Source organism: Cupriavidus sp. 05N38 (assembly GCF_056397345.1).
The window spans coordinates 1-24,056 of sequence record NZ_JBFTNF010000036.1; the positions used below are offsets into that span (position 1 = coordinate 1).

At 65.2% G+C, this 24,056-nt stretch carries 20 protein-coding genes, 1 tRNA gene and 1 pseudogene; 15 read left to right on the plus strand and 7 right to left on the minus strand.

Annotated elements, in window-relative coordinates:
* Nucleotides 1-4 precede the first annotated feature (4 nt).
* The 5 genes from AC1DK4_RS24395 (at nt 5) to AC1DK4_RS24415 (ending at nt 6,242) form a co-directional block, all read left to right on the plus strand.
* Nucleotides 5-703: a fumarylacetoacetate hydrolase family protein gene (locus tag AC1DK4_RS24395; protein WP_441624448.1), complete on the plus strand. Its 699-nt coding sequence runs from the start codon at nt 5-7 to the stop codon at nt 701-703.
* A 13-nt stretch (nt 704-716) separates the two neighbouring features.
* Nucleotides 717-1,355 carry a maleylacetoacetate isomerase gene (maiA, locus tag AC1DK4_RS24400; RefSeq protein ID WP_441624447.1) on the plus strand — a complete coding sequence of 213 codons (639 nt, stop codon included), beginning with the start codon at nt 717-719 and terminating at the stop codon, nt 1,353-1,355.
* Nucleotides 1,356-1,375: 20 nt separating this feature from the next.
* A complete protein-coding gene (gene gtdA, locus AC1DK4_RS24405) occupies nt 1,376-2,419 on the plus strand; it encodes a gentisate 1,2-dioxygenase (RefSeq protein WP_441624445.1) in 1,044 nt (347 codons plus the stop codon).
* Between the two features lie 18 nt (nt 2,420-2,437).
* On the plus strand, nt 2,438-3,940 hold the full coding sequence (locus AC1DK4_RS24410; protein ID WP_477131833.1) for a fumarate hydratase: 1,503 nt from the start codon (nt 2,438-2,440) through the stop codon (nt 3,938-3,940).
* A 637-nt stretch (nt 3,941-4,577) separates the two neighbouring features.
* Nucleotides 4,578-6,242, plus strand: a complete 1,665-nt coding sequence (locus AC1DK4_RS24415; RefSeq protein ID WP_441621449.1) for an ABC-F family ATP-binding cassette domain-containing protein — start codon at nt 4,578-4,580, stop codon at nt 6,240-6,242.
* Nucleotides 6,243-6,344: 102 nt separating this feature from the next.
* Here AC1DK4_RS24415 and AC1DK4_RS24420 read toward each other — a convergent pair.
* Nucleotides 6,345-6,890, minus strand: a pseudogene (locus AC1DK4_RS24420) (AraC family transcriptional regulator); the annotation flags it as partial.
* Between AC1DK4_RS24420 and AC1DK4_RS24425 the strand changes: the two are divergent.
* A complete protein-coding gene (locus AC1DK4_RS24425; protein ID WP_477131834.1) occupies nt 6,880-7,224 on the plus strand; it encodes a Rossmann-fold NAD(P)-binding domain-containing protein in 345 nt (114 codons plus the stop codon). The pseudogene AC1DK4_RS24420 and the gene AC1DK4_RS24425 sit on opposite strands and share 11 nt — an antisense overlap.
* A 274-nt stretch (nt 7,225-7,498) precedes the next feature.
* On the opposite strand, the gene AC1DK4_RS24430 is transcribed toward AC1DK4_RS24425, so the two are convergent.
* From AC1DK4_RS24430 to AC1DK4_RS24450, 5 genes are all read right to left on the minus strand, one after another.
* A tRNA-Met gene (locus AC1DK4_RS24430) sits at nt 7,499-7,575 on the minus strand.
* A gap of 169 nt (nt 7,576-7,744) precedes the next feature.
* Nucleotides 7,745-9,445, minus strand: a complete 1,701-nt coding sequence (locus AC1DK4_RS24435; protein WP_441643539.1) for an MFS transporter — start codon at nt 9,443-9,445, stop codon at nt 7,745-7,747.
* A 257-nt stretch (nt 9,446-9,702) separates the two neighbouring features.
* Nucleotides 9,703-10,041: a DUF4212 domain-containing protein gene (locus AC1DK4_RS24440; protein WP_441621453.1), complete on the minus strand. Its 339-nt coding sequence runs from the start codon at nt 10,039-10,041 to the stop codon at nt 9,703-9,705.
* The gene (locus AC1DK4_RS24445; protein WP_441621455.1) at nt 10,038-11,612 is read right to left on the minus strand and encodes a sensor histidine kinase; all 1,575 of its coding nucleotides are present in this window, start codon (nt 11,610-11,612) and stop codon (nt 10,038-10,040) included. Before AC1DK4_RS24445 ends, AC1DK4_RS24440 begins: the two co-directional genes overlap by 4 nt.
* Nucleotides 11,613-11,694: 82 nt before the next feature.
* Nucleotides 11,695-12,381 (minus strand): response regulator, encoded by a 687-nt coding sequence (locus tag AC1DK4_RS24450; RefSeq protein WP_441621457.1) that lies wholly within the window; start codon nt 12,379-12,381, stop codon nt 11,695-11,697.
* Between the two features lie 274 nt (nt 12,382-12,655).
* Here AC1DK4_RS24450 and recA point away from each other — a divergent pair, with 274 nt between their 5' ends.
* From recA to AC1DK4_RS24495, 9 genes are all read left to right on the plus strand, one after another.
* Complete coding sequence (gene recA, locus AC1DK4_RS24455) at nt 12,656-13,723, plus strand: recombinase RecA (protein WP_441643541.1); 1,068 nt, start codon at nt 12,656-12,658, stop codon at nt 13,721-13,723.
* Nucleotides 13,724-13,835: 112 nt separating this feature from the next.
* Nucleotides 13,836-14,303, plus strand: coding sequence for a recombination regulator RecX (gene recX / locus AC1DK4_RS24460; RefSeq protein ID WP_441621461.1), 468 nt, complete (start codon nt 13,836-13,838; stop codon nt 14,301-14,303).
* Nucleotides 14,304-14,651: 348 nt separating this feature from the next.
* Entirely contained in the window at nt 14,652-15,326 is a 675-nt protein-coding gene (locus AC1DK4_RS24465) for a DUF2889 domain-containing protein (RefSeq protein WP_441621463.1), read from the plus strand.
* A gap of 68 nt (nt 15,327-15,394) precedes the next feature.
* A complete protein-coding gene (gene sucC, locus AC1DK4_RS24470) occupies nt 15,395-16,561 on the plus strand; it encodes an ADP-forming succinate--CoA ligase subunit beta (RefSeq protein WP_441621464.1) in 1,167 nt (388 codons plus the stop codon).
* Between the two features lie 90 nt (nt 16,562-16,651).
* The gene (gene sucD / locus AC1DK4_RS24475) at nt 16,652-17,533 is read left to right on the plus strand and encodes a succinate--CoA ligase subunit alpha (RefSeq protein WP_441621466.1); all 882 of its coding nucleotides are present in this window, start codon (nt 16,652-16,654) and stop codon (nt 17,531-17,533) included.
* A 334-nt stretch (nt 17,534-17,867) separates the two neighbouring features.
* Nucleotides 17,868-18,563 carry a TerC family protein gene (locus AC1DK4_RS24480; RefSeq protein ID WP_441621468.1) on the plus strand — a complete coding sequence of 232 codons (696 nt, stop codon included), beginning with the start codon at nt 17,868-17,870 and terminating at the stop codon, nt 18,561-18,563.
* Nucleotides 18,564-18,938: 375 nt separating this feature from the next.
* Nucleotides 18,939-19,382, plus strand: coding sequence for a pilin (locus AC1DK4_RS24485; RefSeq protein WP_441621535.1), 444 nt, complete (start codon nt 18,939-18,941; stop codon nt 19,380-19,382).
* Between the two features lie 174 nt (nt 19,383-19,556).
* Nucleotides 19,557-21,344 (plus strand): PglL family O-oligosaccharyltransferase, encoded by a 1,788-nt coding sequence (locus AC1DK4_RS24490; RefSeq protein WP_441621470.1) that lies wholly within the window; start codon nt 19,557-19,559, stop codon nt 21,342-21,344.
* 134 nt (nt 21,345-21,478) lie between these two features.
* On the plus strand, nt 21,479-23,377 hold the full coding sequence (locus tag AC1DK4_RS24495; RefSeq protein ID WP_441621472.1) for a PglL family O-oligosaccharyltransferase: 1,899 nt from the start codon (nt 21,479-21,481) through the stop codon (nt 23,375-23,377).
* A gap of 66 nt (nt 23,378-23,443) precedes the next feature.
* Here AC1DK4_RS24495 and AC1DK4_RS24500 read toward each other — a convergent pair whose 3' ends face one another.
* Nucleotides 23,444-23,977, minus strand: coding sequence for a hypothetical protein (locus tag AC1DK4_RS24500; RefSeq protein ID WP_441621473.1), 534 nt, complete (start codon nt 23,975-23,977; stop codon nt 23,444-23,446).
* Nucleotides 23,978-24,056: the final 79 nt, after the last annotated feature.

A 24,056-nucleotide genomic window follows, 5' to 3' on the forward strand; every position in this document is an offset into this window, starting at 1 on the left:
CCACATGACCTTTGTAATTCCGCCCATTCCTGCCGTTACGATTCCCGTGGTTGGCGGCAACGACCAGTTTCCCGTTCGCCGCATCTACTGTGTTGGCCGCAACTACGCCGCGCACGTGCGCGAGATGGGCATGGACCCGAGCCGGGAGCCGCCGTTCTTCTTCTGCAAGCCTGCCGATGCCATTGTGGTCGCACCAGTGGGCGCCGGCGCGCAAATCGCCTATCCGCCGGCGACCGAGCAGTTCCACTTCGAGATTGAACTCGTGGTGGCGATCGGCCGCGCGGGCCGGAACATACCGGTCGAGCATGCCAATGCGCACATCTGGGGCTATGGGGTCGGTATCGACATGACGCGGCGCGACCTGCAGATCGCGGCGCGCGACCGAGGCCGCCCCTGGGAACTCGGCAAGGGCTTCGATCAGTCCGCGCCAGTTTCGCTGCTGCATCCCGCCAGCGCGGTCGGCCATCCCGCCGCCGGAGAGATCTGGCTGCAGGTCGATGGACAGGACCGCCAGCGCAGCGACCTGGAGAACCTGATCTGGTCGGTGCCTGAAATCATCGCCAACCTGTCGACGTTCTTTGAACTGCAGCCTGGCGACCTCGTCTTCACCGGCACGCCCGAAGGCGTCGGGCCGGTGCGCAGCGGCGATGTCATGCGCGGCGGCGTCGCCGGGCTCACCGATGTTGAAGTGCGCGTAGCCTGAAGGCGGCCTGAGCATGGATCTGCACAACTTCTTCAACAGTTCCGCGGCGTATCGGGTGCGCATCGCCATGGCGCTGAAGAACATCCCCTGGAACCATATCGGCGTGAACCTGCGCGCCGGCGAGCAGAACCGGCCTGAGTATCAGGCGCTCAATCCGAACCGGCTGGTTCCGACGATGCACGATGGCGAGCAGACCATCACGCAATCACTGGCGATCATCGACCATCTCGATCGCAAGTGGCCCGTGCCGCGGCTGATTCCCGCCGATGGTCCGGCTCGCATACGTGTAATGGAGTTCGCGTTGACCATCGCCTGTGACTTGCACCCGTTGAACAATATGCGCGTGCAGAAGTATCTCAGCGCCCGCCTTGGTATTGCCGACGCTGACAAGGCCGAGTGGGTCGCACACTGGCTCACGGCCGGCTTCAGCGCGTTGGAGCCGTGGCTGCCCGCGGACGGCGGCTGGTGCGTCGGCGACGCGCCCACCCTGGCCGACTGCTGCCTGGTTCCGCAAGTCGCCAATGCGCAGCGTGCAGCGTTCAGCCTCGACCCTTTCCCCCGTGTGCGCCGTGCCTACGAGCACTGCATGCGTCACGAGGCCTTTCGTGTGGCAGCGCCGAGTGCCCAGCCAGATTACGTAGTCGCCCACTGATATCGATGCAACATCCGATCATGACAATCAACCCCACTCCTGACCTGTTGACCCGGCGCGACGCGTTCTACCGCGAACTGGAACCGCATGCGATGGGTGCCCTCTGGACGCGGCTGCGCAAGCTGATTCCTTCGGAACCCACACCCGCTGGCGTGGCGCACCGCTGGTCCTACGCCACGGCCCGTCCCTACCTGATGGAATCGGCGACGCTGATTTCGGCCGAGGAAGCAGAACGGCGCGTGCTGCTGATGGAGAATCCGGGCCTGCCAGGCTCCTCGCGCATCACCAGCACGATGTATGCCGGACTTCAGCTGCTCCTGCCTGGTGAGGTCGCCCCCGCGCACCGCCATACCCAATCGGCATTGCGCTTTATCGTCGAAGGCTCGGGCGCCTACACTGCCGTGGACGGCGAGAAGACCTATATGGAACCCGGCGATTTCGTCATCACGCCGGCCTGGACATGGCACCATCATGGCCACGAGGGCAACGCGCCCATGGTCTGGCTGGATGGCCTCGATATTCCCATCGTGTCATTCTTCAACGGTGGCTTCCGCGAGGAGTTCGATTCGGGCGAAGCACCGGTCACGCGACCCGCGGGCGATGCACTCGCACGCTACGGCACAGGTCTGTTGCCGGTAGGCTACCAGGCGTCCACGTTGAATTCCCCGGTCTTCAACTATCCCTACGCGCGCACGCGGGAGGCGCTGTTCGCGTTGCCACACGCCGGCGCGCCCGATCCGCACACCGGTCATCTCATGCGCTACACAAATCCGGTGGACGGCGGCTGGGCCATGCCGACGATCGCCACCATGATCCGGCTGCTGCCATCCGGCTTCGCGACCTTGCCGTACCGCTCGACCGACAGCATGGTCTTCGTCTGCGTGGAAGGCAGCGGCCATGTGATGATCGGCGACCAGCGGCTCGAGCTCGCGCCGCACGATATCGCCGTGGTGCCGGGCTGGAGCCGTTACACGCTGCATGCCAGTCGGGACCTTGTGTTGTTCTCGTACTCGGATCGCGTCGCGCAGGAGAAGCTCGGCCTGTTCCGCGAGCAACGCTTCTGAAGCGGGGTGGCCGGCATCATGACCACCGTCGTTTCGTATGGAGACTTTGTCGACAGCATCGCCGCGGCCCTGCAGTTCATCAGTCACCATCATCCTCCCGACTATATCCGGCACCTCGCCGCCGCCTACGAACGCGAGGCCAGCGAGCCGGCGAAACAGGCGATTGCCCAGATCCTGATCAACTCGCGGATGTGCGCGGAAGGCAGGCGTCCGATCTGTCAGGATACGGGCATCGTCAACATCTTCATACGCGTCGGCATGGACGTCCGGCTCGACGGATTCCCGTCGRGCGTMGTTGACGCTGCCAATGCAGGCGTGCGTCGTGCGTACCTCGATCCCGACAATACGCTGCGTGCCAGCATCGTCGARGATCCGCTGTTCGCGCGGCGCAATACCGGCGACAACACACCGGCGGTCGTCCATGTCGAACTCGTACCCGGCAACACCGTAGTGGTCGACGTGATGGCCAAGGGCGGCGGCAGCGAGAACAAGAGCAAGTTCGCGGTGCTGATGCCTAGCGATTCGGTCGCGGACTGGATCGTCAGCATGGTGCCGTCGATGGGYGCCGGCTGGTGTCCGCCGGGCATGCTTGGCATCGGCGTCGGCGGCACGGCCGAGAAAGCCATGCTGCTGGCCAAGCAGAGCCTGACGGCGCCGCTCGACATGCTCGATCTCAAGGCYCGGGGCCCGCGCAATGCGTTGGAAGCGCTACGCATCGACATCCATGACCGCATCAATGCGCTYGGYATCGGGGCACAGGGCCTYGGCGGATTGACCACCGTGCTCGATGTCAAGATCGCTACCTACCCCACGCATGCGGCGAGCATGCCTGTCGCCGTCGTGCCGAATTGCGCGGCAACGCGGCATGCCCGCTTCGAACTCGATGGCAGCGGCCCGGTCATGCTGGCTCCACCGTCTCCCGAYCTCTGGCCGGACCTGCCCTTGCCCGACGGCACAGCGAGCCGCCGGGTCGATCTGAACACCCTGACCCGGGAGGAAACCTGCACCTGGCTAGCCGGCGAGACCCTGCTCCTGTCGGGGCGCATGCTGACCGGACGCGATGCCGCACACMAGCGTATCGACGRGATGCTCTCGCGTGGCGAGCGCCTGCCAGTGGACTTCCGCAATCGCATGATCTATTACGTCGGGCCCGTTGATCCTGTGCGTGATGAGGTAGTGGGTCCCTGCGGCCCGACCACATCAACACGAATGGACAAGTTYGCGGAGCGCATGCTTGCGTCCACCGGCTTGATCGGCATGATCGGCAAGGCCGAGCGCGGACCGGATGCGATCGGCGCGATCGTGAAAAACGGCTGCGTCTATCTGGCGGCGACCGGAGGCGCCGCCTATCTGATCTCCAAGGCGGTCCGGTCCTCTCGCGTCCTTGCGTTTGGCGATCTCGGCATGGAAGCCATCTACGAGTTCGATGTGGAGAACCTGCCCCTCGTCGTCGCCGTGGATGCCAGCGGCAATAGCGTCCACGAAAGCGGACCGCGGACCTGGCGCATTGCGGCGGCATGATACTGACGCTACCCCGCATGTTTAGCTGCGCTGCGCCCTTCGTGGCAGAGTGCTTTTCAAAGCCTGGTAACGTCCCATGCTGACAACTGTTGTTGTCAGCATGGGGGTTTCAGGCCGCAGAACGGACCGGTTTGAATCTGGGGATCCCGCAGCGCCTTTGGCTCGAAGGCGTTCACGCATCTACGTCGGAGCCGTGCGAACGGCCGTCGAGGGCGGGAGCCGCGGATCAGAATGACAGCGGGCCGGCGGGTGCTCTCGGCGTCACTCATCGAGCAATGTCCCTGCGCAACGAGGCGTGCCACTGTACGTCCGGCTCGGTCTGCAGGTTTCTCGCGATCTCCGTGGCCCCGTTCTACGGTGCCTTGCTTGCGCTCGAATACTTCGGTTCCGCACTTGGCGCGTTCGCCGCCCATGGCTCAAGCCACCTGCACAATGGCGCTTCCCGGCCCAAGAACCGTCATTCACCGCCATGTTCGCCGGCTTTTCAGCCGGAACGCCCGGTGCGCCAGCGCCTGCCTTGCTTTGTGGCCGGTGGGCGCTGCAAGGCGCAAGCGGCTCTTCAGGCGTGCGGCCAGAAAAGAGACGGGCCTGCACGTCCGGTCGGCTATGATGCCGATCTTCTCCGAAGTGGTTCCCTATGATTTCCGTCCGTAATGTCACGCTGCGCCGCGGCGTCAATGTCGTACTCGACAGCGCGTCCGCCACCTTCAACCCCGGCGAAAAGATTGGTCTTGTCGGCCGCAATGGCGCCGGCAAGTCGTCCTTCTTCGGTCTTCTCAACGGCACGCTGCACGAAGACAGCGGCGAGTTCTCGATTCCCGCTGCATGGAAGATGGGGCAGGTCGCACAGGATATGCCGGAGACCGAGCAGAGCGCGACCGACTTCGTGGTCGAGGGTGACACCGTGCTGCTGGCCGCGCAGGCCGAAGTAGCCGCCGCCGAGGCCAGCGACGACGGCATGCTCATGGCGCACGCCTACATGGCCCTGCACGACGCCGGTGCACACGACGCCCCCGCACGTGCCCAAGCGCTGATCCTGGGCCTTGGCTTCAGTGCCGAGCAGCTCAGCCACCCGGTCAACAGTTTCTCCGGCGGCTGGCGCATGCGACTGCAGCTGGCGCGCGCGCTCATGTGCCCGTCCGACCTGCTGCTGCTCGACGAGCCGACCAATCACCTTGACCTCGACGCGCTGGTCTGGCTGGAAGCGTGGCTCAAGCGCTATCAAGGCACCCTGGTAGTGATCAGCCACGACCGCGAATTCCTCGACGCGGTGACGCAGGTGACGGTGCACGTCGACAACGCCAAGCTCGTGCGTTATGGCGGCAACTACAGCAAGTTCGAAGACATGCGCGCCGAGCAGCTCGTGTTGCAGCAGGCCGCGGTGGCCAAGCAGGCGGACAAGATCGCCCACCTGCAGAAATTCATCGACCGTTTCAAGGCCAAGGCCTCGAAGGCGAAGCAGGCGCAGAGCCGGGTCAAGGCGCTCGAACGCATGGAGAAGATCGCACCGGTGCTTGCCGACGCAGAGTTCAACTTCGAGTTCAAGGAACCGCTCAACGTCCCGAACCCGCTGTTGTCGATGCTGGACGCGAGCTTCGGCTACCCGGCGCCGGCCGGCGCACTGCCGGGCACGCCGCCCACGGTCATCGTGCGGGGCATCAACCGTTCCGTGCTGGCCGGGCAGCGCATCGGCATTCTCGGTGCCAACGGCCAAGGCAAGTCCACGCTGGTGAAGACGGTGGCGCACGCGCTGGCGCCGATTGCCGGCGAAATCAGCGAAGGCAAAGGCCTGAACATCGGCTACTTCGCACAGCAGGAACTCGACGTGCTGCGCCCGCTCGACACGCCGATGGAACACATGATCCGCCTTGCCAAGGACACGCCGCCGCACATGCGCGCCCCCGGCCAGAGTGGCACCGAACAATCGCTTCGCACCTTCCTCGGCACCTTCAACTTCAGTGGCGACAGGGTCCATCAGGCGGTTAGCACGATGAGCGGCGGCGAAAAGGCACGGCTCGTGTTGTGCATGATCGTGTGGCAGCGCCCCAACTTGCTGCTGCTCGACGAGCCTACCAACCACCTCGACCTGGCCACGCGCGAAGCGCTAGGCATGGCGCTCAACGAATTCGAAGGCACGGTGATGCTGGTCAGTCACGACCGGGCCCTGCTGCGCGCCGTATGCGACGAGTTCTGGCTGGTCACCAAGGGCGGCGTCGAGCCCTTCGACGGCGATCTGGACGATTACCAGCAGTTCCTGCGTGAGGAAGCCCGTCGCATGCGCGAGCAGCCTGTCGCAGAGTAGAAGGTCATCGCCTGAGATAGCCCCTGGCGGCGACCCGCGCCGATGGGCCGCAGCTTGCCGCGTTGGGCGCGCTCCATGTGGATGTGGCCGCTTAGTGAGTGCCTACGTGCCGAAACGGACCGCCGGCGAGAGCGTGAACGACTCGCGCATGTCGCGCACTTCCTCGACCGGCGTCCGGCCAAACAAGCGCTTGAACTCCCTGCCGAACTGGGACGCGCTTTCGTAGCCGACGCGCCCCGCTGCCGCCGCGGCGGTCACGCCGTCGCGGATCATCATCAATCGCGCCTGATGAAGGCGGGTGGACTTGATGTACTGGATCGGGGATGTCTGCGTCACCGTGCGAAAGTTGGCGTGAAACGCCGGCACGCTCATGCCGGCTTCCTCGGCAAGACGCGCGACGTTGAGCGGCGTCGCGTAATCGGTGTGAATCCGCTTGAGTGCCCGCGCCACGCGTCCGAACCGGCCGTGATGCGCCAGCGCCGCACGCATCGACCCGCCTTGCTCGCCCGTCAGCACGCGATAGCAGATCTCTCGCACGATACCTGGCCCCAGCACCTGTGCATCGAGCGGCACCGTCAATACTTCCAGCAACCGTATCGTGGCGCCGGCAAGGTCGCCCTCCAGCCGCGTGGACACGATGCTTGTCGGCAGCGGCATTCGCGCCACGGTGGTCTATCCCGGTCCGGTCCGCACCGATTTCCTGTCGAGCGGTGCGCTTGCAGTGGCCAAGCGCCAGATCGACGACTACTCGGAGGCCAAGGCTTCGCTCGACTTGCATCTCGGCACGCTGCACGGCCACCAGGCTGGAGATCCTGACCAGCTGGCACGATTGATCATCCAGGCCGCCAGCGTCGAATCGCCGCCGCTGCATCTGTTTGCGGGCAAGATCGCCAACGAACTTGCGGCAGACAAGGCCAGGGCCGTCGCGAAGGACCTCGAAGTGTGGAGGGGTTCCTCCGAGGCCACCGATTTCGCGGATTGATTGAGAGGAATGCGGATGCCCCGGCGGCAACGCCGGGGCATCCGCTTGGAGGCTTCAGAGTGCATCGCGAAATGGCCGAAGCCGTGCTCAGAGCTGACGTCCCAGTCAAGCGCCGAATATGTCGCGCATCCATGAAACCATGTTCTCCGGAAGTCGAACTTCGGGAGGCCACAATGCAAAAACCCCTTCCTGCCTGTCGGCCGAAAGGGGTTTTCACATGATGCGTACTGCTTGCCAGCCTTCTCTGTCGCAAACGAAGAGAGAGCCAGAAATATGGTGGCGAATCAGGGATTCGAACCCCGGACCTGCGGATTATGATTCCGTCGCTCTAACCGACTGAGCTAATTCGCCGTTGAAGACCGAAATTATACCTTGGCTTTCGATCCTGTCAACACCTTCCGCAAAAAAGTTTCGAGGACCTCCGGAAGCCGCCTGCGCCAGCCGGAAAAAAGCCGGCGGACCTTGCGGCCCGCCGGCTGGAGCGACTGATTACCGGATCAGTCCTGTACAACCATCAGTCTCAGTCGTTCGCGTAGATATTCACGTCCTTGGTCTCGCGGACGAAGAGCGAGCCGATGACCAGGGTCACGCCGGCGATGATGATCGGGTACCAGAGGCCGTAGTAGATATTGCCGTTCTGCGCCACCAGGGCAAAGGAGATGGTGGGCAGCAGGCCGCCGAACCAGCCGTTGCCGATGTGRTACGGCAGCGACATGGAGGTGTAGCGGATGCGGGTCGGGAACAGTTCGACCAGCATGGCGGCGATCGGGCCGTACACCATGGTCACGTAGATGACCAGGATGACGAGGACCACCAGCACCATGATGGTGTTCATCTGCGCCGGGTCTGCCTTGGTCGGGTAGCCGGCCGAGGCCATCGAGCCGCCCACTTCCTTCTTGAACGCGGCGATCTGTTTCTTGCTGGCGTCGTCGAAGCTGTGGCCAGCGGAATCCAGCGAGGCGTTGAAGGCGTTGATCTGCTTGTCGCCGATCTTCACCGAGGCCACCGTGCCGGCCGGGGCTTCCACCACTTCATAGCTGGCGGAGGCTTGTGCCAGGGTCCGCTTGACGATGTCGCAGGAGCTGCGGAAATCGATCTCGCGGGCGATCGGGCTGCCCTGGAAGGAGCATTGCTTGGGATCGGCGGTGACGACGATCTGGGCGGTCTGCTGAGCGCGTTCCAGTGCCGGGTTGGCGTAGTGGGTGAGGGCCTTGAACAGCGGGAAGTAGGTCAGCATCGCCAGCGCGCAGCCGGCCATGATGATCCACTTGCGGCCGATCTTGTCGGACAGCGAGCCGAAGAAGATGAAGAACGGCGTGCCGATCACCAGGGCGCCCGCGATCAGCAGGTTGGCGGTGGTGGCGTCGACCTTGAGCACCTGGGTCAGGAAGAACAGCGAGTAGAACTGGCCCGTGTACCAGACCACGGCCTGGCCGGCGGTCAGGCCCACCAGCGCCAGGATCACGATCTTCATGTTGCGCCATTGGCCGAAGGCTTCGGTCAGCGGTGCCTTGGAGGTCTTGCCCTCGGCCTTCATCTTCTGGAAGGCGGGCGATTCGCTCATCGACAGGCGGATATACACCGACACGGCCAGCAGCAGGATCGAGACCAGGAACGGGATGCGCCAGCCCCACACGTCGAAGTTGGCTCCGGTCAGGTTGCGGCACAGCAGGATCACGATCAGCGACAGGAACAGGCCGAGCGTGGCGGTGGTCTGGATCCACGCCGTGTAGGCGCCGCGCTTGCCGTGCGGCGCGTGCTCTGCTACGTAGGTGGCGGCACCGCCGTACTCGCCGCCGAGCGCGAGGCCCTGCAGCATGCGCAGCGCGATCAGGATGATCGGCGCCGCCCAGCCGATGGTGGTGAAGCCCGGCAGCAGGCCCACGATGAAGGTCGACACACCCATGATCAGGATGGTCACCAGGAATGTGTACTTGCGCCCGATCATGTCGCCGAGGCGGCCGAACACCAGTGCGCCGAACGGCCGCACGATGAAGCCGGCGGCGAATGCCAGCAGCGCGAAGATGAAGGCCGCGGTGGGATCGAGCCCGGCGAAGAACTGCTTGGCGATGATGGCCGCCAGCGAACCGTACAGGTAAAAGTCGTACCACTCGAATACCGTGCCGAGCGAGGAGGCGAAAATCACCTTCCTCTCTTCGGCCGTCATCGCCGTGCCCTGGGCGCTGCCGCCAGGCATCGCCACGTTCTGCGCATTAGCCATTTGTCTCCTCCGTTTTGTCATCGGAATCTTTCGGGTGGACAGCCGGAACGCGCTTGCGGACACGGGACAGTCACCGAAGTTCAATGGATTGTGGGAGGCGAAACTTACTGAGTTCTGACAATTTCCGCCGAGTTCGCCACTAAACGCTCGGGGTATACGCTAGCGAAATGCGGGGTGCGGGATTGTTGCGGCGCGACGTCCGGGGTCCGGGTTGGGCGCGGGAGGGTTCATCGCGACGCGGCGCAGGCGCCTTCTTGCTATGCAGCATCCTCCCGCCGCGCGTCCATCCCGGGCCGGGCGGCGGCTTCGTCCTCGCCGGCTTCGTCGTCAGCCAGGTTCATGCGCCAGGCGTAGAGGGCTGCCATCAGTACGTAGATGATCAGCGCACCCTGCGCGCCTACCCAGAACGAGAAGGGCCAGCCGAAGAAGTCGAAACGCAGCTCGCGCGCGAACCAGCTGACCACGAAGGTGACCACGAACCAGATTGCCAGCAGCGCGGCGATCCAGCGCAGGTTGCGGCGCCACGCGTGCCGCGCGGCCGAACCGGGCTGGCCTGCCGCGGCGCGCGGGCCGGGCGGGCGGGCGGCGCCGCTCATGCCGTATCTCCGGCGACGGGCCGGCGCAGCGTGATGCGGAAGCAGGCGCCGGCCAGGCGCGGCTCGGACTGGTAGACGTTGTCGACGATGCTGACATCGCCGCCGTGCTGCTGCACGATCTCGCGCACGATGGCCAGGCCCAGGCCGCTGCCCTGGGTCTGCGTGCCCAGCACGCGGTAGAAGCGCTCCATCACGCGCTCGCGCTCGGCCACCGGGATGCCCGGGCCGGTGTCCTCCACCTCGAGGTAGGCGAACGGTTCGAAGGCGTCCGCCCTTGCGCGCACGGTGGCGTGGCCGCCCGCGGGGGTGTAGCGGATCGCGTTGTCGATCAGGTTGTTCAGCATTTCAGTGAGCATCAGGCGGTTGCCCTGCACCATGACGGGATGATCGTCGGCGTCGACGCCGAGATCGATGCTGCGGGCCCAGGCCTGCGGCAGCCAGTCCTTGACCACCTCGCGCGCCAGCGCGCCCAGGTCCAGCGGCGCCATGCTGCCGGCACCGGCCAGGTTCTCCGTGCGCGCCAGCGACAGCAGCTGCGTCACCAGGTGGGCCGTGCGTTCCGAGCTGCCGGCGATCTGCGCCAGCGACTTGCGCAATTCCTCGGGCGACTGTTCGCGCTGCGCCAGTTCGGCCTGCATGCGCAGCCCGGCCAGCGGGGTCTTCATCTGGTGCGCGGCATCGGCGATAAAGCGCTTCTGTGTCTGCACCGACATGTCCAGGCGCGCCAGCAGGTCGTTGAAGGACGCCACCAGCGGCGTGATCTCCTGCGGCGCGGCGTGCTCGTCGATGGGGCTGGTATCGCCGGGATTGCGCGCGCGGATGCGTTGCTGGATCGCGGTCAGCGGCGCCAGCCCGCGCGTCAGGCCGAACCACACCAGCACCACCGCGAGCGGCAGGATCACGAACTGCGGCAGGATCACGCCCTTGATGATCTCGTTGGCCAGGCGCGCGCGCTTGTCCAGGGTCTCGCCCACCTGCACCAGCACCGGCTGCGTGTCGCCGCCGTGCTTGAGATCGACATAGGTGTAGGCGACGCGCACGTCGTTGCCGGCCACCCGGTCGTCGCGCAGCGACACCAGCCCGGCGTGGCCGCGGTCGTCCTCGCTGGGCAGCGGCAGGTCGTTGTCGCCGGCCACGAACTCGCCGTGCGTGCCGACTACCTGGTAGTAGATGTTGTCGCTCTCGTCGGCACGCAGGATCTCGCGCGCGGACAGCGGCAGCTGCAGCGTGACGCGCCCGTTGACCTCGCGCACCTGCTGCGAGAGCACGATGGCGCTGGCTTCCAGCGAGCGGTCGAACGGGCCGTTGGCGATGGATTTGGCCACCAGGTAGGTCACCGCGATGCTCATCGGCCAGAGCAGCAGCAGCGGGGCCAGCATCCAGTCCAGGATCTCGCCGAACAGCGAGCGCGGGGACGGATGGCCGGCGCTGTCCTCAAGGTGCGGCAGGGCTTCGGCCAGCGCTTCGTCGGCGACGCCGGCATCCGGCGAGGCGGATCCGTCCGGGGACGATGCGGGCGGCGCGGGCCGTGCGGCCCGCGCGCGCCGCCGGGGCAGTCGCAGCAGGCTCATGAGACGGGAGTAGGGTGGTCCGGAGTGGCCGGAGTGGCGTAACCAGGGTAAGCAGGGGAAGGCAAGGCGCGGATGGTGTCTCCTAGCCGTGGACCGCGGCAGCCTGGAATTTCTCCAGGCAATAGCCCAGGCCGCGAACCGTGGCGATGCGGATGCCGCCCACCTCGATCTTCTTGCGCAGCCGGTGCACGTAGACTTCGATGGCGTTGTTGCTGACCTCCTCGCCCCATTCGCACAGGTGGTCCACCAGTTGCTCCTTCGATACCAGCCGCCCGGTGCGGGTCAGCAGGATTTCCAGCAGCCCCACCTCGCGCGCGGAAAGGTCCAGCATCTGTTCGTTCAGGTAGGCGATGCGGCCGACCTGGTCGAAGGCGAGCGGCCCGTGCCGCGTCAGCGTGGCACCGCCGCCGGACCCGCGCCGCACCAGCGCGCGCACGCGTGCCTCCAGCTCGGACAGGGCAAAGGGCTTGGCCATGTAGTCGTCGGCGCCCAGGTCCAGTCCCTTGACGCGCTCGTCCACGCCGTCGGCCGCGGTCAGGATCAGCACCGGCACCATGGCGCCGCGCGCGCGCAGGCGCTTGAGCACTTCCAGGCCGGGCATGCGCGGCAGGCCGAGGTCGAGGATCAGCAGGTCGAAGGTCTGGGTGGACAGCGCCGAATCGGCCTCCACCCCGCTGGCGACATGATCTACGGCATAGCCGGAGTGGCGCAGGGAGCGCGTGAGGCCGTCGGCCAGCACATCGTCATCTTCGGCGATCAGAATACGCATGGTTGTCTCCACCCAGGCTCGGCTTTGGCGCACCTTTTGTGACCCGTCGTTGCCAGGTGACGCGGGTGGGGCTTGCCAAGCATACTGTTTTTTTATACAGTACCCGCTTGTTCCGGTCGCGCTTTGCGCGGGCCGGCATTTACCGGATTACTAGCCGCCTCTTTTACGCGCAAGTCGCGTGGCGAGTTGCGCGGCGCGGGGCGGGCGCAAGCCCGCAAAAGCAGGCAGCGCGCCACATGCGGCCTATTTATACACCATTGATGGAAGGACGACCATGGATGACGGCAAGAAGGCGAGTGCTGGCGTGAACGCCGAAAAGCAGAAGGCGCTGGCGGCCGCGCTGGCCCAGATCGAGAAGCAGTTCGGCAAGGGCTCGATCATGAAACTGGGCGAAGCCGACATCGATCAGGATATCCAGGTCGTGTCCACCGGCTCGCTGGGCCTGGACATCGCGCTGGGCGTCGGCGGCCTGCCGCGCGGCCGCGTGGTGGAAATCTACGGTCCGGAATCCTCGGGCAAGACCACGCTGACGCTGCAGGTGGTGGCCGAGATGCAGAAGCTGGGCGGCACCTGCGCCTTTATCGACGCCGAGCACGCACTCGACGTCAACTATGCCGGCAAGCTGGGCGTGTCCGTGGGTGATCTGCTGATCTCCCAGCCCGACACCGGCGAGCAGGCGCTGGAAATCACCGACGCGCTGGTGCGCTCCGGCTCGGTCGACCTGATCGTCATCGACTCGGTGGCGGCACTGGTGCCCAAGGCCGAAATCGAAGGCGAGATGGGCGATTCGCTGCCCGGCCTGCAGGCCCGCCTGATGAGCCAGGCGCTGCGCAAGCTGACCGGCACCATCAAGCGCACCAACTGCCTGGTGATCTTCATCAACCAGATCCGCATGAAGATCGGTGTGATGTTCGGTTCGCCCGAAACCACCACCGGCGGTAACGCGCTGAAGTTCTACGCGTCGGTCCGCCTCGATATCCGCCGCATCGGCTCGATCAAGAAGGGCGACGACGTGATCGGCAACGAAACCAAGGTCAAGGTGGTCAAGAACAAGGTCTCGCCGCCGTTCCGCGAGGCGTTCTTCGACATCCTCTATGGCCAGGGCATCTCGCGCCAGGGCGAAATCATCGATCTCGGCGTGGATGCCAAGGTCGTCGAGAAGTCGGGCGCCTGGTACAGCTACAAGGGCGAGAAGATCGGCCAGGGCAAGGACAATGCGCGCGAATACCTGCGCGAGAATCCCGATATCGCCGACGAGATCGAGAACAAGGTGCGCGAATCGCTGGGCGTGGTGCTGATGAACGGCACGCCTGCCGCCGCGGTCACTGCCGCCGAGGCCTGAGCGCAGCCGGCCGGGGCAATCCCGGCCGCGATCCGAGCCTGACCGGGGCGGCACGTGCGACAGCGCGCGCCGCCCCGGTGTCATTTGGTGTGCATTCGCGACGTCTTTCTTCATGGCCACCCGTCCCCCTCTCTCCCTCAAGGCCCGCGCGGTCGGCTACCTGTCGCGCCGCGAGCACAGCCGCACGGAGCTGGCTCGCAAGCTGGCCCCGCACGCGGAGTCCCCGGAAGCCCTGGAGCAATTGCTGGACGCGCTCGAGCGCGAGAACTGGCTGTCCAATGCGCGCTTCGTCGACAGCCTGGTGCACCGCCGCGCCAGCCGCTACGGTGCCGCCCGCGTCATGCAGGAGGCTCGCACCCACCAGCTCGGCAGCGATCAGCTGGCCGACCTGCAGGAGCGCCTGCGCGATTCCGAGCTGGAGCGGGGCCGCGCGGTCTGGCAGAAGCGCTTCGGCGCCCCGCCGGCCACGCCGGAAGAGCGGGCAAGGCAGATCCGCTTCCTGGTGGCCCGCGGTTTCTCCCGCTCGGTGGTCAGCCGCATCATCAAGGGCGCGGACGAGTGGCTGGACGGCGGCGACTGAGGTGGGCCGCCGCGGGTCGTGGCGTGTCCCTGCGCGACGTGACGCACCCGCAATATCATGCACCGGCACGGGGCGCATACCTGCGTTGCAAGTAGGCGTATTCGCGCCGCGCGCAGCCTGGCCGCGCGGGCCGCATGACCGCCTCGGGGCGCGCTTTCCCGCACCGCAGCAGGCGATCCGCCGCCCGACAATCGCCTCCAACAGCACCGCGTGCAGTTAGTTCCCGGCCAAAGTTGTCCGTCATGTTAAAATCCTGCGGTTTTCCGGCCCAGCCGCCCCCAAAAGCAGTCCTTTGGTCGTTCGTAGCTGTTCATTAGCCGTCCGTTCCCCCCGCTCCAGCCTGCTGTCATGCCGCTTTCCCCGCCCGTCAACCGCTCCCTGCGCCATCGTCGTGCCATCACGGCCGAGGCCTATCTTAGGGACGATGGCCTGTGGGATATCGAAGCGCGCCTGACCGACACCAAGCCGCGTGCGATCCCGCTGGCCGGCGGCGGCGTGCGCCCGGTGGGCGAGCCCCTGCATGACCTGTGGCTGCGCGTCACGATCGACGTGCGCATGAATGTGGTGGACGCCGATGCCTGTTCTGACTGGGTGCCTTACCCCGGGCAGTGCGACACCATCGGCCCGGCCTACCGCAAGCTCATCGGCCTGAACCTGATGAAGGGCTTCCGCAAGGCGGTGCGCGAACGTCTGTCCGGCGTGGCCGGCTGCACCCACCTGACCGAGCTGGCCGGCGTGCTGCCGACCACCGCGATCCAGGCCTTTGCCGGCGACGTCATCAATATTCGCGACGCCGGCGCCGAAGACACCAATCCCGAACCCCCTTACCAGTTGCACGGCTGCCATGCCCTGCATTTCGAAGGTGAGGTGGTGCGCCAGTTTTACCCGCGCTGGTATGGTCACCAGCCGAAGCCGAGGATCAGGACCGAAGGGTCCCCGACCCCGGCGGCGCAGCCAGCGGAGGCGCTCGCCGCCGCCGAAGGCGGCGCCGTATCCCGCAGGCCTACCGGCACGTCCGGCTAAGTCGCACGGCCTGCAAAACGCCGAGATTCCATCTCTACACTTTTACGCCTACCCGAAAGGAAACACGCATGAATATCCATGAGTACCAAGGCAAGGAAATCCTGCGCAAATACAATGTGCCGGTTCCGCGCGGCATCCCCGCGTTCTCGGTCGAAGAGGCCCTGAAGGCTGCTGAGCAACTGGGCGGCCCGGTCTGGGTCGTCAAGGCGCAGATCCACGCGGGCGGCCGCGGCAAGGGTGGCGGCGTGAAGGTGGCCAAGAGCATCGACGATGTGAAGACCTACGCCAGCAACATCCTGGGCATGACCCTGGTCACGCACCAGACCGGCCCGGAAGGCAAGAAGGTCAACCGCCTGCTGGTCGAAGAAGGCGCTGACATCAAGAAGGAACTCTACGTCAGCCTGGTGGTGGACCGCGTTTCGCAGAAGGTGGCCCTGATGGCTTCCAGCGAAGGCGGCATGGACATCGAAGAAGTCGCTGCCCACAGCCCGGAAAAGATCCACACGCTGATCATCGATCCGGCAACCGGCCTGGCCGATGCCGACGCTGACGACATCGCCCGCAAGATCGGCGTGCCCGACGCGAGCGTGGCGCAAGCCCGCCAGGCCCTGCAAGGCCTGTACAAGGCATTCTGGGACACCGATGCTTCGCTGGCCGAAATCAACCCGCTGATCCTGACCGGCGACGGTAAGGTGATCGCGCTCGACGCCAAGTTCAACTTCGACTCCAACGCCCTGTTCCGTCACCCGGAAATCGTCGCCTATCGCGACCTGGACGAAGAAGATCCGGCTGAAATCGAAGCTTCGAAGTTCGACCTGGCCTACATCTCGCTGGACGGCAACATCGGCTGCCTGGTGAACGGCGCCGGCCTGGCCATGGCCACCATGGACACCATCAAGCTGTTCGGCGGCGAGCCGGCCAACTTCCTCGACGTGGGCGGCGGTGCCACCACCGAGAAGGTGACCGAAGCGTTCAAGCTGATGCTGAAGAACCCGAACCTGAAGGCCATCCTGGTCAACATCTTCGGCGGCATCATGCGTTGCGACGTGATTGCCGAAGGCGTGATCGCTGCGTCGAAGGCCGTGTCGCTGTCCGTGCCGCTGGTCGTGCGCATGAAGGGTACCAACGAGGAAATCGGCAAGAAGATGCTGGCCGACTCGGGCCTGCCCATCATTGCTGCCGACACCATGGAAGAAGCCGCCCAGAAGGTGGTGGCTGCGGCCGCGGGCAAGTAAGCCAAGACGCACGAACGCCAACAAAACGCGACGCGAGCAGCGCGCCGGGCCAGGCCCCGCGCTGCTTGGAGCCAAGCAAAGGATTACAGCATGTCGATTCTGATTAACAAAGACACCAAGGTCATCACCCAGGGCATCACCGGCAAGACCGGCCAGTTCCACACCCGTGGCTGCCGCGACTATGCCAACGGCAAGAACTGCTTCGTGGCCGGCGTGAACCCGAAGAAGGCCGGCGAAGACTTCGAAGGCATTCCCATCTACGCCAGCGTGAAGGACGCCAAGGACTCCACCGGCGCCACCGTTTCCGTGATCTACGTGCCGCCCGCAGGCGCCGCCGCCGCGATCTGGGAAGCCGTCGACGCTGACCTGGACCTGGTGGTCTGCATCACCGAAGGCATCCCCGTGCGCGACATGATGGAGCTCAAGGACAAGATGCGTAAGGGCAACAAGAAGACCTTGCTGCTCGGACCGAACTGCCCTGGCCTGATCACGCCGGACGAAATCAAGATCGGCATCATGCCGGGCCATATCCACCGCAAGGGCCGCATCGGCGTGGTGTCGCGCTCGGGCACGCTGACCTATGAAGCCGTGGGCCAGCTGACCGCGCTGGGCCTGGGCCAGTCGTCGGCAGTGGGCATCGGTGGCGACCCCATCAATGGCCTGAAGCACATCGACATCATGAAGATGTTCAACGACGATCCCGAAACGGACGCCGTGGTCATGATCGGCGAAATCGGCGGTCCGGACGAAGCCAACGCCGCCGAGTGGATCAAGGACAACATGAAGAAGCCGGTGGTTGGCTTCATCGCTGGCGTGACCGCGCCTCCGGGCAAGCGCATGGGCCACGCCGGCGCGCTGATCTCGGGCGGTGCCGACACGGCGCAAGCCAAGCTGGAAATCATGGAAGCCTGCGGTATCAAGGTCACCAAGAATCCGTCGGAAATGGGCCGCCTGCTGAAGTCGATCCTGTAATCGCCGCTTTCTGGTGATATCTGGCGGACCCCGCCCGAGGGCGGGAGATTTGCCGGTGCCGGGGTGGCCTGCCTGAACGCAGGTGCGCCGCCGGCCCTCGATGCCCCCGCCTTCGCGCGGGGGCGCGTCATTCTGGGACGCCAGGAACCTAGGGTATCTCCCGAGGCTGGCGAACTGGCGATTGAAACCGAATCGAAAGCTTGATACGGTAAATCTCATGTCTGAAGACTCAGACATCCGAATTCCGTCATCATCGGCTGGACGTCGTCGGTTGGATCGCCCGTCGCCATGCGGCGTTCGAATCATAATTTAAGAAAACTCGAGGAGCTTTACCGTGGAACTGCTGTCCTCCACCGCGTTCTGGATCGCGCTGGGATCCATCATCCTGACCAATATCGTGCTCTCCGGCGACAACGCCGTGGTGATCGCGCTCGCATCCCGCAACCTGCCGCCCGCCCAGCAGAAGAAAGCGATCTTCTGGGGCAGCGCCGCCGCCATCATCATGCGGGTGGTGCTCACGGTTGCCGCGGTCAAGCTGCTCAGCCTGCCTTACCTCAAGATCGTCGGCGCCTTGCTGCTGGTCTATATCGGCGTGCAACTGCTGACCGGCGAAGACGACGAAGACGGCCATTCGGCCAAGGACAATATCTGGGCCGCGATCCGCACCATCCTGATCGCCGACCTGGTGATGTCGCTCGATAACGTGGTGGCCGTGGCCGCCGCGGCGCAGAAGGGACCGGAAGGCAGCCAGCTGATGCTGCTGGTGCTCGGCCTGGGCCTGTCCATCCCCCTGATCGTGTTCGGCAGCACCATCCTGCTCAAGGTCATGGACCGCTTTCCCGTCATCATCGTGCTGGGCGCCGCGCTGCTGGGCTACCTGGCCGGCGAAATGCTGGTGAGCGATCCCGTGGACGCCGCCTGGTTCGAGATGCACGTGCCGCATGCGCACCTTGTGTTCGGCATCATCGGTGCGGCGCTGGTGGTGTTGGTCGGCAAGCTGCTGCAGAAACGCGCGGCGCAGCCAGCCTGACGGCATGACGTATTGAAGCGGAGCCGTCCGGATCGGACGGCTCCGTGAACGGACGGTGCACCTTGCTGCACTACCGGACGGGTGGCCCAGGGGCCACCCGTTTCGTTTTCCGCCGCACCGCCGCGGCCCGGGAATTCAGTGCGGTTTCGCACAGAGTTAAACAGGATTTTGTGTTTACTGACTGTCCGCGTCATCTTAAGTGACAAAATTTKCGCCGTATCAAGGCTCGGAACACTCCGAAGTGGCGAAAATTGTCACTCGCCGACGAAGCCACCGGGGTTTGCGGCGCTGGCACGCTAAGTGCTAAAGGATTTACAGCATCACATGAAACAAAATGTTTCTATCTGTATCCAAAATTCCTTCGAGGGGTCAATCATGCAAAAACGGGTTCAACTGAAGAAACTGGGCCGCCGTGTCCAGAAGGGTTTCACCCTGATCGAACTGATGATCGTTGTGGCGATCATCGGTATCCTGGCTGCGATTGCGATTCCGCAATATCAGCAATACACGCAAAAGGCGAAGTTCTCCGAAGTCATCAATACTGCGGAGTCGTACAAGACCGCTGTGGGTGTCTGCGTCCAGGAAACCAGCAGCGCGACGGGCTGCAGTGCTAACTCCAATGGTATTCCGCAGATTCCGACTACGCTGCCCGGTAACGTTCAGGCATTGACTGTTACAGACGGCGTCGTGACGGCGACTGGCACGGCCGCGGCCGGTGGTTATGTTTTTGCGGTTTCGCCGGTAATTGACAACGGTGTTCTCAAGTGGGCTCATGTCGCCGGTACCGATACCTGCTTCGCCGCGAATTATTGCAAGTAATTGCTGCATCTCCTGCCGCGCCGCGATTACGCAATGCGCGGCAGGTGAAGGAAAGGCGCCTCAGGGCGCCTTTTTTTATGGATCCAGGGAGTGTGCAAACTCTGCGCCTCAGTCTTCTCCGGTGCAGCCTGTGGCGCGCGTGAGAGCTGTTTTCCTGACATCGGAACCAATGCCGTGAAAGCCAGATCTGGGCCGCTGCGCCTCTCGATTACGCTGGTGATGACGTTCGCCCTGTGGACGGTCCCATACCTGATAGCGCCACATCCCCTTCCGATTCCATCCTTCTATGCCGAGTCGCTGGCCATTGCTGCGGCAATGACCATTTGTCTGCTTGCATTCTCTATGGAGGCAGGTCGTGGAGGGGCTTCCAGGGTGGCCGCTGTCGCCGTGGCACCAATTGCCTTTGCCGCCGTGTTGATTGTCCAACTGGCGGCGATTCGGCTCGAGCGGCCCGTGGCCTCTTATCTGGCGATCTTCTTTTGCATCGCTGCCGCACTGACGATCCAGGCCGGATGCTGGCTGTCCCTGGACCGGCGGCGAGCGGAACTGATCCTGCATGTCTGTGCAGTTGGGTGCGTGATTGGTGGCATCATCTCCAGCGGCATGGCTTGGATGCAGGCTTTTGGCCTGGAGCGGTACCTCGCGCCGTGGGTTGTCGCATTGCCCTTTGAAGAGGGGCGCAGGCCTTTCGCCAACCTCCTGCAGGCAAACCATCTTGCCACCCTCGCTGCGCTGGCCGTGGCCAGCGCGCTTTACCTGTGGTGCGGGCGCCTGATCGGCAGGGCCACCTTAGGGGCCTCGCTTGTCGTGCTGAGCATTGGCATCGCGCTGACCGTATCGCGCACCCCGATACTGCAGGCCGTCGTGGTTGGCGCAGGCGCCGCCGCAACGGCGCTTTCGGCCACGAGAGGCAGGCCGGGGAGAGCCGACTGGGTGCGTGCGGCGGTCCTGGGGGCCTTGCCGCTTCTGGTACTGATTGCGGCGATGGCGCTCGTGTCTTTGCTCAATCAATCCCTTGAACTTCATCTGGCCTCGACTACCGAACGCCTGGCGAGAGAGTTGCACGTGTCGCCGCGTCTCGCGCTATGGCGCTATGCGCTGGAAATTGCGCGCGAGCATCCGCTGCTTGGGGTTGGCTGGGGCGAGTATATGCGGGCGCAATATCTCATTGCTGATCGTCTCGGACCTGTCGTCGTTGCCGATAATGCGCACAATATCGTGCTGGATCTGCTTGCCAAGACAGGCATTGCGGGGGCGCTTGCCGTGCTGGTGCCATGCGTCCTGTGGGCCTGGCGTTGCGCGCAAGCCGTGCGCGCAGGCCGCGAGGCTTCGCAACGTATCTATTGCCTCACCATGGTTACGGTGGTCGCGGTGCATGCCATGCTGGAATTCCCGCAAACCTATGCCTTTTTCCTGTTGCCGGTTTGCCTGCTGCTTGGCATGGCGGAAACCTCGGTTTGGCAAAGCGCCTCCGGCAGGCTTCTGTCAGTCCTGAGTCTGTTTTCGCTCGGCGGCGTGCTGTTCGGGCTTGTCGCGGGTGGTTTCGACTATCAGAATGCGAGGGCTGTTTACGAGGGCCAGGCTGCCAGGAACTACACGCTGAATCCGTCACTGATCTTCGGCGACTGGGGACAGCGCGGGCTCGTTGGCGGAATTCCTCTGACCACAGATATGCTCCGGGAAAAGATCGCCCTTCACGAGAGCGCCTTGGACGTGGCTGCTTCACCCAAGTACATCCGCCGCTACACAGTCCTTCTCGCGCTGGACCGTCGGCCGGAGGAGGCGCTTCTACAGGTCAAGCGCCTCAGGAATCTTTCGGGCACGGAATTCGATGCGCACTATGCGTGGCTGATCGCCATGTGCGATAACCAAAAATCCCTGCTGAGTGGATTCAAGTCGCAGTTGCTCAGCCTCTATGGAGAGCCAAAAGTGCATGCCGAGGTGGTGGCCGCGGGCAGTTGAGCAAAACGGATCATTCCCCTGATTTGCATCCCCGCCCTACATCCTCAAGAAAAAGCGCCTCCGGGCGCTTTTTCTTTTCCCGCCCCCCAAGCTATCATCCGCCTTTTGCCAACCGGCATCACAAGGCATCCCGCATGCTGTCCTCCCGGTCAGCCATTCCCCTCAGCTTCCTCGCCGCCACGCTCGTCGTGCCGCTGCTGGTTTCCCGGCATACGCTTCCGCTCGCCACCTTCTACGGCGAATGGACTTCCGCGCTGCTGTTCGCCGTCGCCGTCATCATTCTGGGCGCCGTAACGCCCCGGCAAGCCGCCGGTTACGGCTATGGTTACCAGGCGGGGCCAGCCCAGCTTCCCTGGATCCTCCTCTTCCCCCTCTGGCTGATCGCTACCGGCATCGTGCAGGGGCTCGCCGGCATGGAAGATGTGTCCGGCAGCCGCCTGGTGACGGAACTGGTGCTCGCGCTTGCAGCGGCTGTGATGTGGGCGGCGTGGCGACAGGGGCGGACCGCATCATCGGCCGAGCGGCAGGCAATGGTCGATACGCTGGCCATCGCGTGGCTGGTGGCGGGACTGCTGGGCGCCGTGGCGCAGTGGGTCCAGGTGTTCGGGCTGGAGCCCGACACAGTGGGGCTGGTATCCACCTACTTCTATGACGACAACCGCCGCCTGTGGGGCAATCTGAACCAGCCCAATCACCAGGCCACGGTCGAGGGCCTGGCGCTGGCGGCGGCGGTGTGGCTGGCGGCGCGCGGCCGCTTGCGGGCGCCGGCCTGGCTGGCCGCGGCGGTGCTGCTGGTGAGTGGCATCGTGCTGTCCGGTTCGCGCACCGGGGTGCTGCACGTGGGGCTGGCCGCGGCTTACGCGCTGGTGATGGCGTGGATGGCGCGCGGGCAGGGCGCAGGCGGCGGCATGATGCGGCGTGCGCGTCCGGGCGGCAACAATCCGATGCGCCGTCCCGCGGGACTCGTGTTTGCCGCCGTGGCGATGGTGGTGACGCTGCTGATCCTCCAGCCCGCGATCAAGAGTGCGGGACAGGCAATGGGCTGGCGGCTGTTCGATACGGTGGCGCAACTGCAGGGCGCGGACCAGTTGTCGTGGCGGGGCGCGATGTGGACCCACGCGTGGGCCATGTTCCGCTCGCATCCGTGGCTGGGCGTGAGCTGGGGTGAGTTCGGCTGGGCGCAGTTTGCCCAGATGGAGCAGGTGGGCGTGAAGGTGGAGATGTCCCTCCATGCCCACAACGCCTTGCTGGACCTGCTGGCCAAGACCGGCCTGGTCGGGACGGCCGGCGTGATGTTGTCGCTGCTGGCCTGGCTATGGCGCGTTGCGTACCGTCGCCTTTGGCGCGGCGACGCGAAGGAGCGGGCGCAGACGGTCCTGGTGCTGACCTGGCTGGCGATGCTGTGCGCGCATTCCATGCTGGAGTATCCGCTGCATTACCTGTACTTCCTGCTGCCGTTCTGTTTCATGCTGGCCTGGCTGGAGCCGTCCGGCTTCGGCCGCATGCGTTTGCCGCGCGCGGCCGCCGTGCTGGCCGGGCTCGTGTATGCGGGCGTGGCGGCCGTTGTCCTCACGACCATGTGGCAGGACTTCCGCCGCGCCGAGGCGCGCGAATATGCCCGCGCCGAGCGCCGCGCCGCGCTGCCGATGCCGCAGCGCTGGTTCCGCCAGGCCGCCGCTTCCGACGCCGCCGAGGATGCGGTCATCACGCCGGCGAACGCGGCGCGGCTGCTCGGGCCGCATATCGCCGCCGTACACCTGCTGCCCACGCCGACGATGATCGCGCGCACCGCCTGGCTGCTGGCGCTGACCGGCGATCCCGCGCAGGGCCGCGCCTGGCTGGAGCGCCTGCGTTTCTACTATGCCGGTGACGAAGCGCACCAGTTTGCCGAACTGGCCCACGCCTGTTCCGAGGTGGACGCGGCCGCGCGGCCGCAGGCGTTCTGCGACTGGGTGCAGTCGCGCAGCCAGGCGATGCCCGGGCATGGGCAGGCGCACGATGCCCAGGACGATGCGGAGGACGACCCCGAATAGACACATCCCGCGCCGCGCGGCATCAGGCCTGCGCGGGCACGGGATGCGGGACTGGCTGGCCGGTCGCTACTGCGGAACGTAGCCCGGGGGCGGAGGCGGATAGTAGTAGGTCGGCGCTGCCGGCCGCGGGGCCGACGACACCATCTGGCCATAGACCGGCACGCGGTGGCCGCTGGCGTACATGCATTGCACATAGGCCGCGTCGTACTGGCGCTGGCTGCCATAGCCGGCATATTGCGCGTTGCCCGCACCAACCGCGGCGCCGGTCAGCAGGCCCACGCCCGCACCTACCGCCGCGCCCGCTCCGCCGTTGAAGGCCGCGCCCGCCGCCGCGCCCAGCGCCGTGCCCACCGCGGCGCTGCCGACCGCGCTGGTGGTGGCGGCCTGGTTGGCGGTCACGCCGCCGACCTGCCCGAAGGCGAACTGGCGGCAACCATAGTCGTCGGCGCGGAACTGGTCGAAGTTCTTGCCCGTGCCCGGCAGCACCATCACGCTGGGGCCACTGGGCATCACGGCGCAGCCGGCCAGCACCAGGGCGGCCAAAGGCAGGGCCAGCAAGACGGGGCGTTTGGCCAAAGCTGGACGGATCAACGTTTTCATCTCTGCACCTCGGTACCTCGGTCAGCAAATCGTCAGTCAAGAAAACCGTCGCACGCGGCCGCAAGGCGATGCCGCGAGC

Coding starts and splice junctions, on each gene's coding strand:
- AC1DK4_RS24395 (WP_441624448.1), top strand. CDS start 5: ATGACCTTTGTAATTCCGCCCATTCCTGCCGTTACGATTCCCGTGGTT.
- maiA (WP_441624447.1), top strand. CDS start 717: ATGGATCTGCACAACTTCTTCAACAGTTCCGCGGCGTATCGGGTGCGC.
- gtdA (WP_441624445.1), top strand. CDS start 1,376: ATGACAATCAACCCCACTCCTGACCTGTTGACCCGGCGCGACGCGTTC.
- AC1DK4_RS24415 (WP_441621449.1), top strand. CDS start 4,578: ATGATTTCCGTCCGTAATGTCACGCTGCGCCGCGGCGTCAATGTCGTA.
- AC1DK4_RS24425 (WP_477131834.1), top strand. CDS start 6,880: ATGCTTGTCGGCAGCGGCATTCGCGCCACGGTGGTCTATCCCGGTCCG.
- AC1DK4_RS24440 (WP_441621453.1), bottom strand. CDS start 10,041: ATGAGCGGCGCCGCCCGCCCGCCCGGCCCGCGCGCCGCGGCAGGCCAG.
- AC1DK4_RS24445 (WP_441621455.1), bottom strand. CDS start 11,612: ATGAGCCTGCTGCGACTGCCCCGGCGGCGCGCGCGGGCCGCACGGCCC.
- AC1DK4_RS24450 (WP_441621457.1), bottom strand. CDS start 12,381: ATGCGTATTCTGATCGCCGAAGATGACGATGTGCTGGCCGACGGCCTC.
- recA (WP_441643541.1), top strand. CDS start 12,656: ATGGATGACGGCAAGAAGGCGAGTGCTGGCGTGAACGCCGAAAAGCAG.
- recX (WP_441621461.1), top strand. CDS start 13,836: ATGGCCACCCGTCCCCCTCTCTCCCTCAAGGCCCGCGCGGTCGGCTAC.
- AC1DK4_RS24465 (WP_441621463.1), top strand. CDS start 14,652: ATGCCGCTTTCCCCGCCCGTCAACCGCTCCCTGCGCCATCGTCGTGCC.
- sucC (WP_441621464.1), top strand. CDS start 15,395: ATGAATATCCATGAGTACCAAGGCAAGGAAATCCTGCGCAAATACAAT.
- sucD (WP_441621466.1), top strand. CDS start 16,652: ATGTCGATTCTGATTAACAAAGACACCAAGGTCATCACCCAGGGCATC.
- AC1DK4_RS24485 (WP_441621535.1), top strand. CDS start 18,939: ATGCAAAAACGGGTTCAACTGAAGAAACTGGGCCGCCGTGTCCAGAAG.
- AC1DK4_RS24495 (WP_441621472.1), top strand. CDS start 21,479: ATGCTGTCCTCCCGGTCAGCCATTCCCCTCAGCTTCCTCGCCGCCACG.
- AC1DK4_RS24500 (WP_441621473.1), bottom strand. CDS start 23,977: ATGAAAACGTTGATCCGTCCAGCTTTGGCCAAACGCCCCGTCTTGCTG.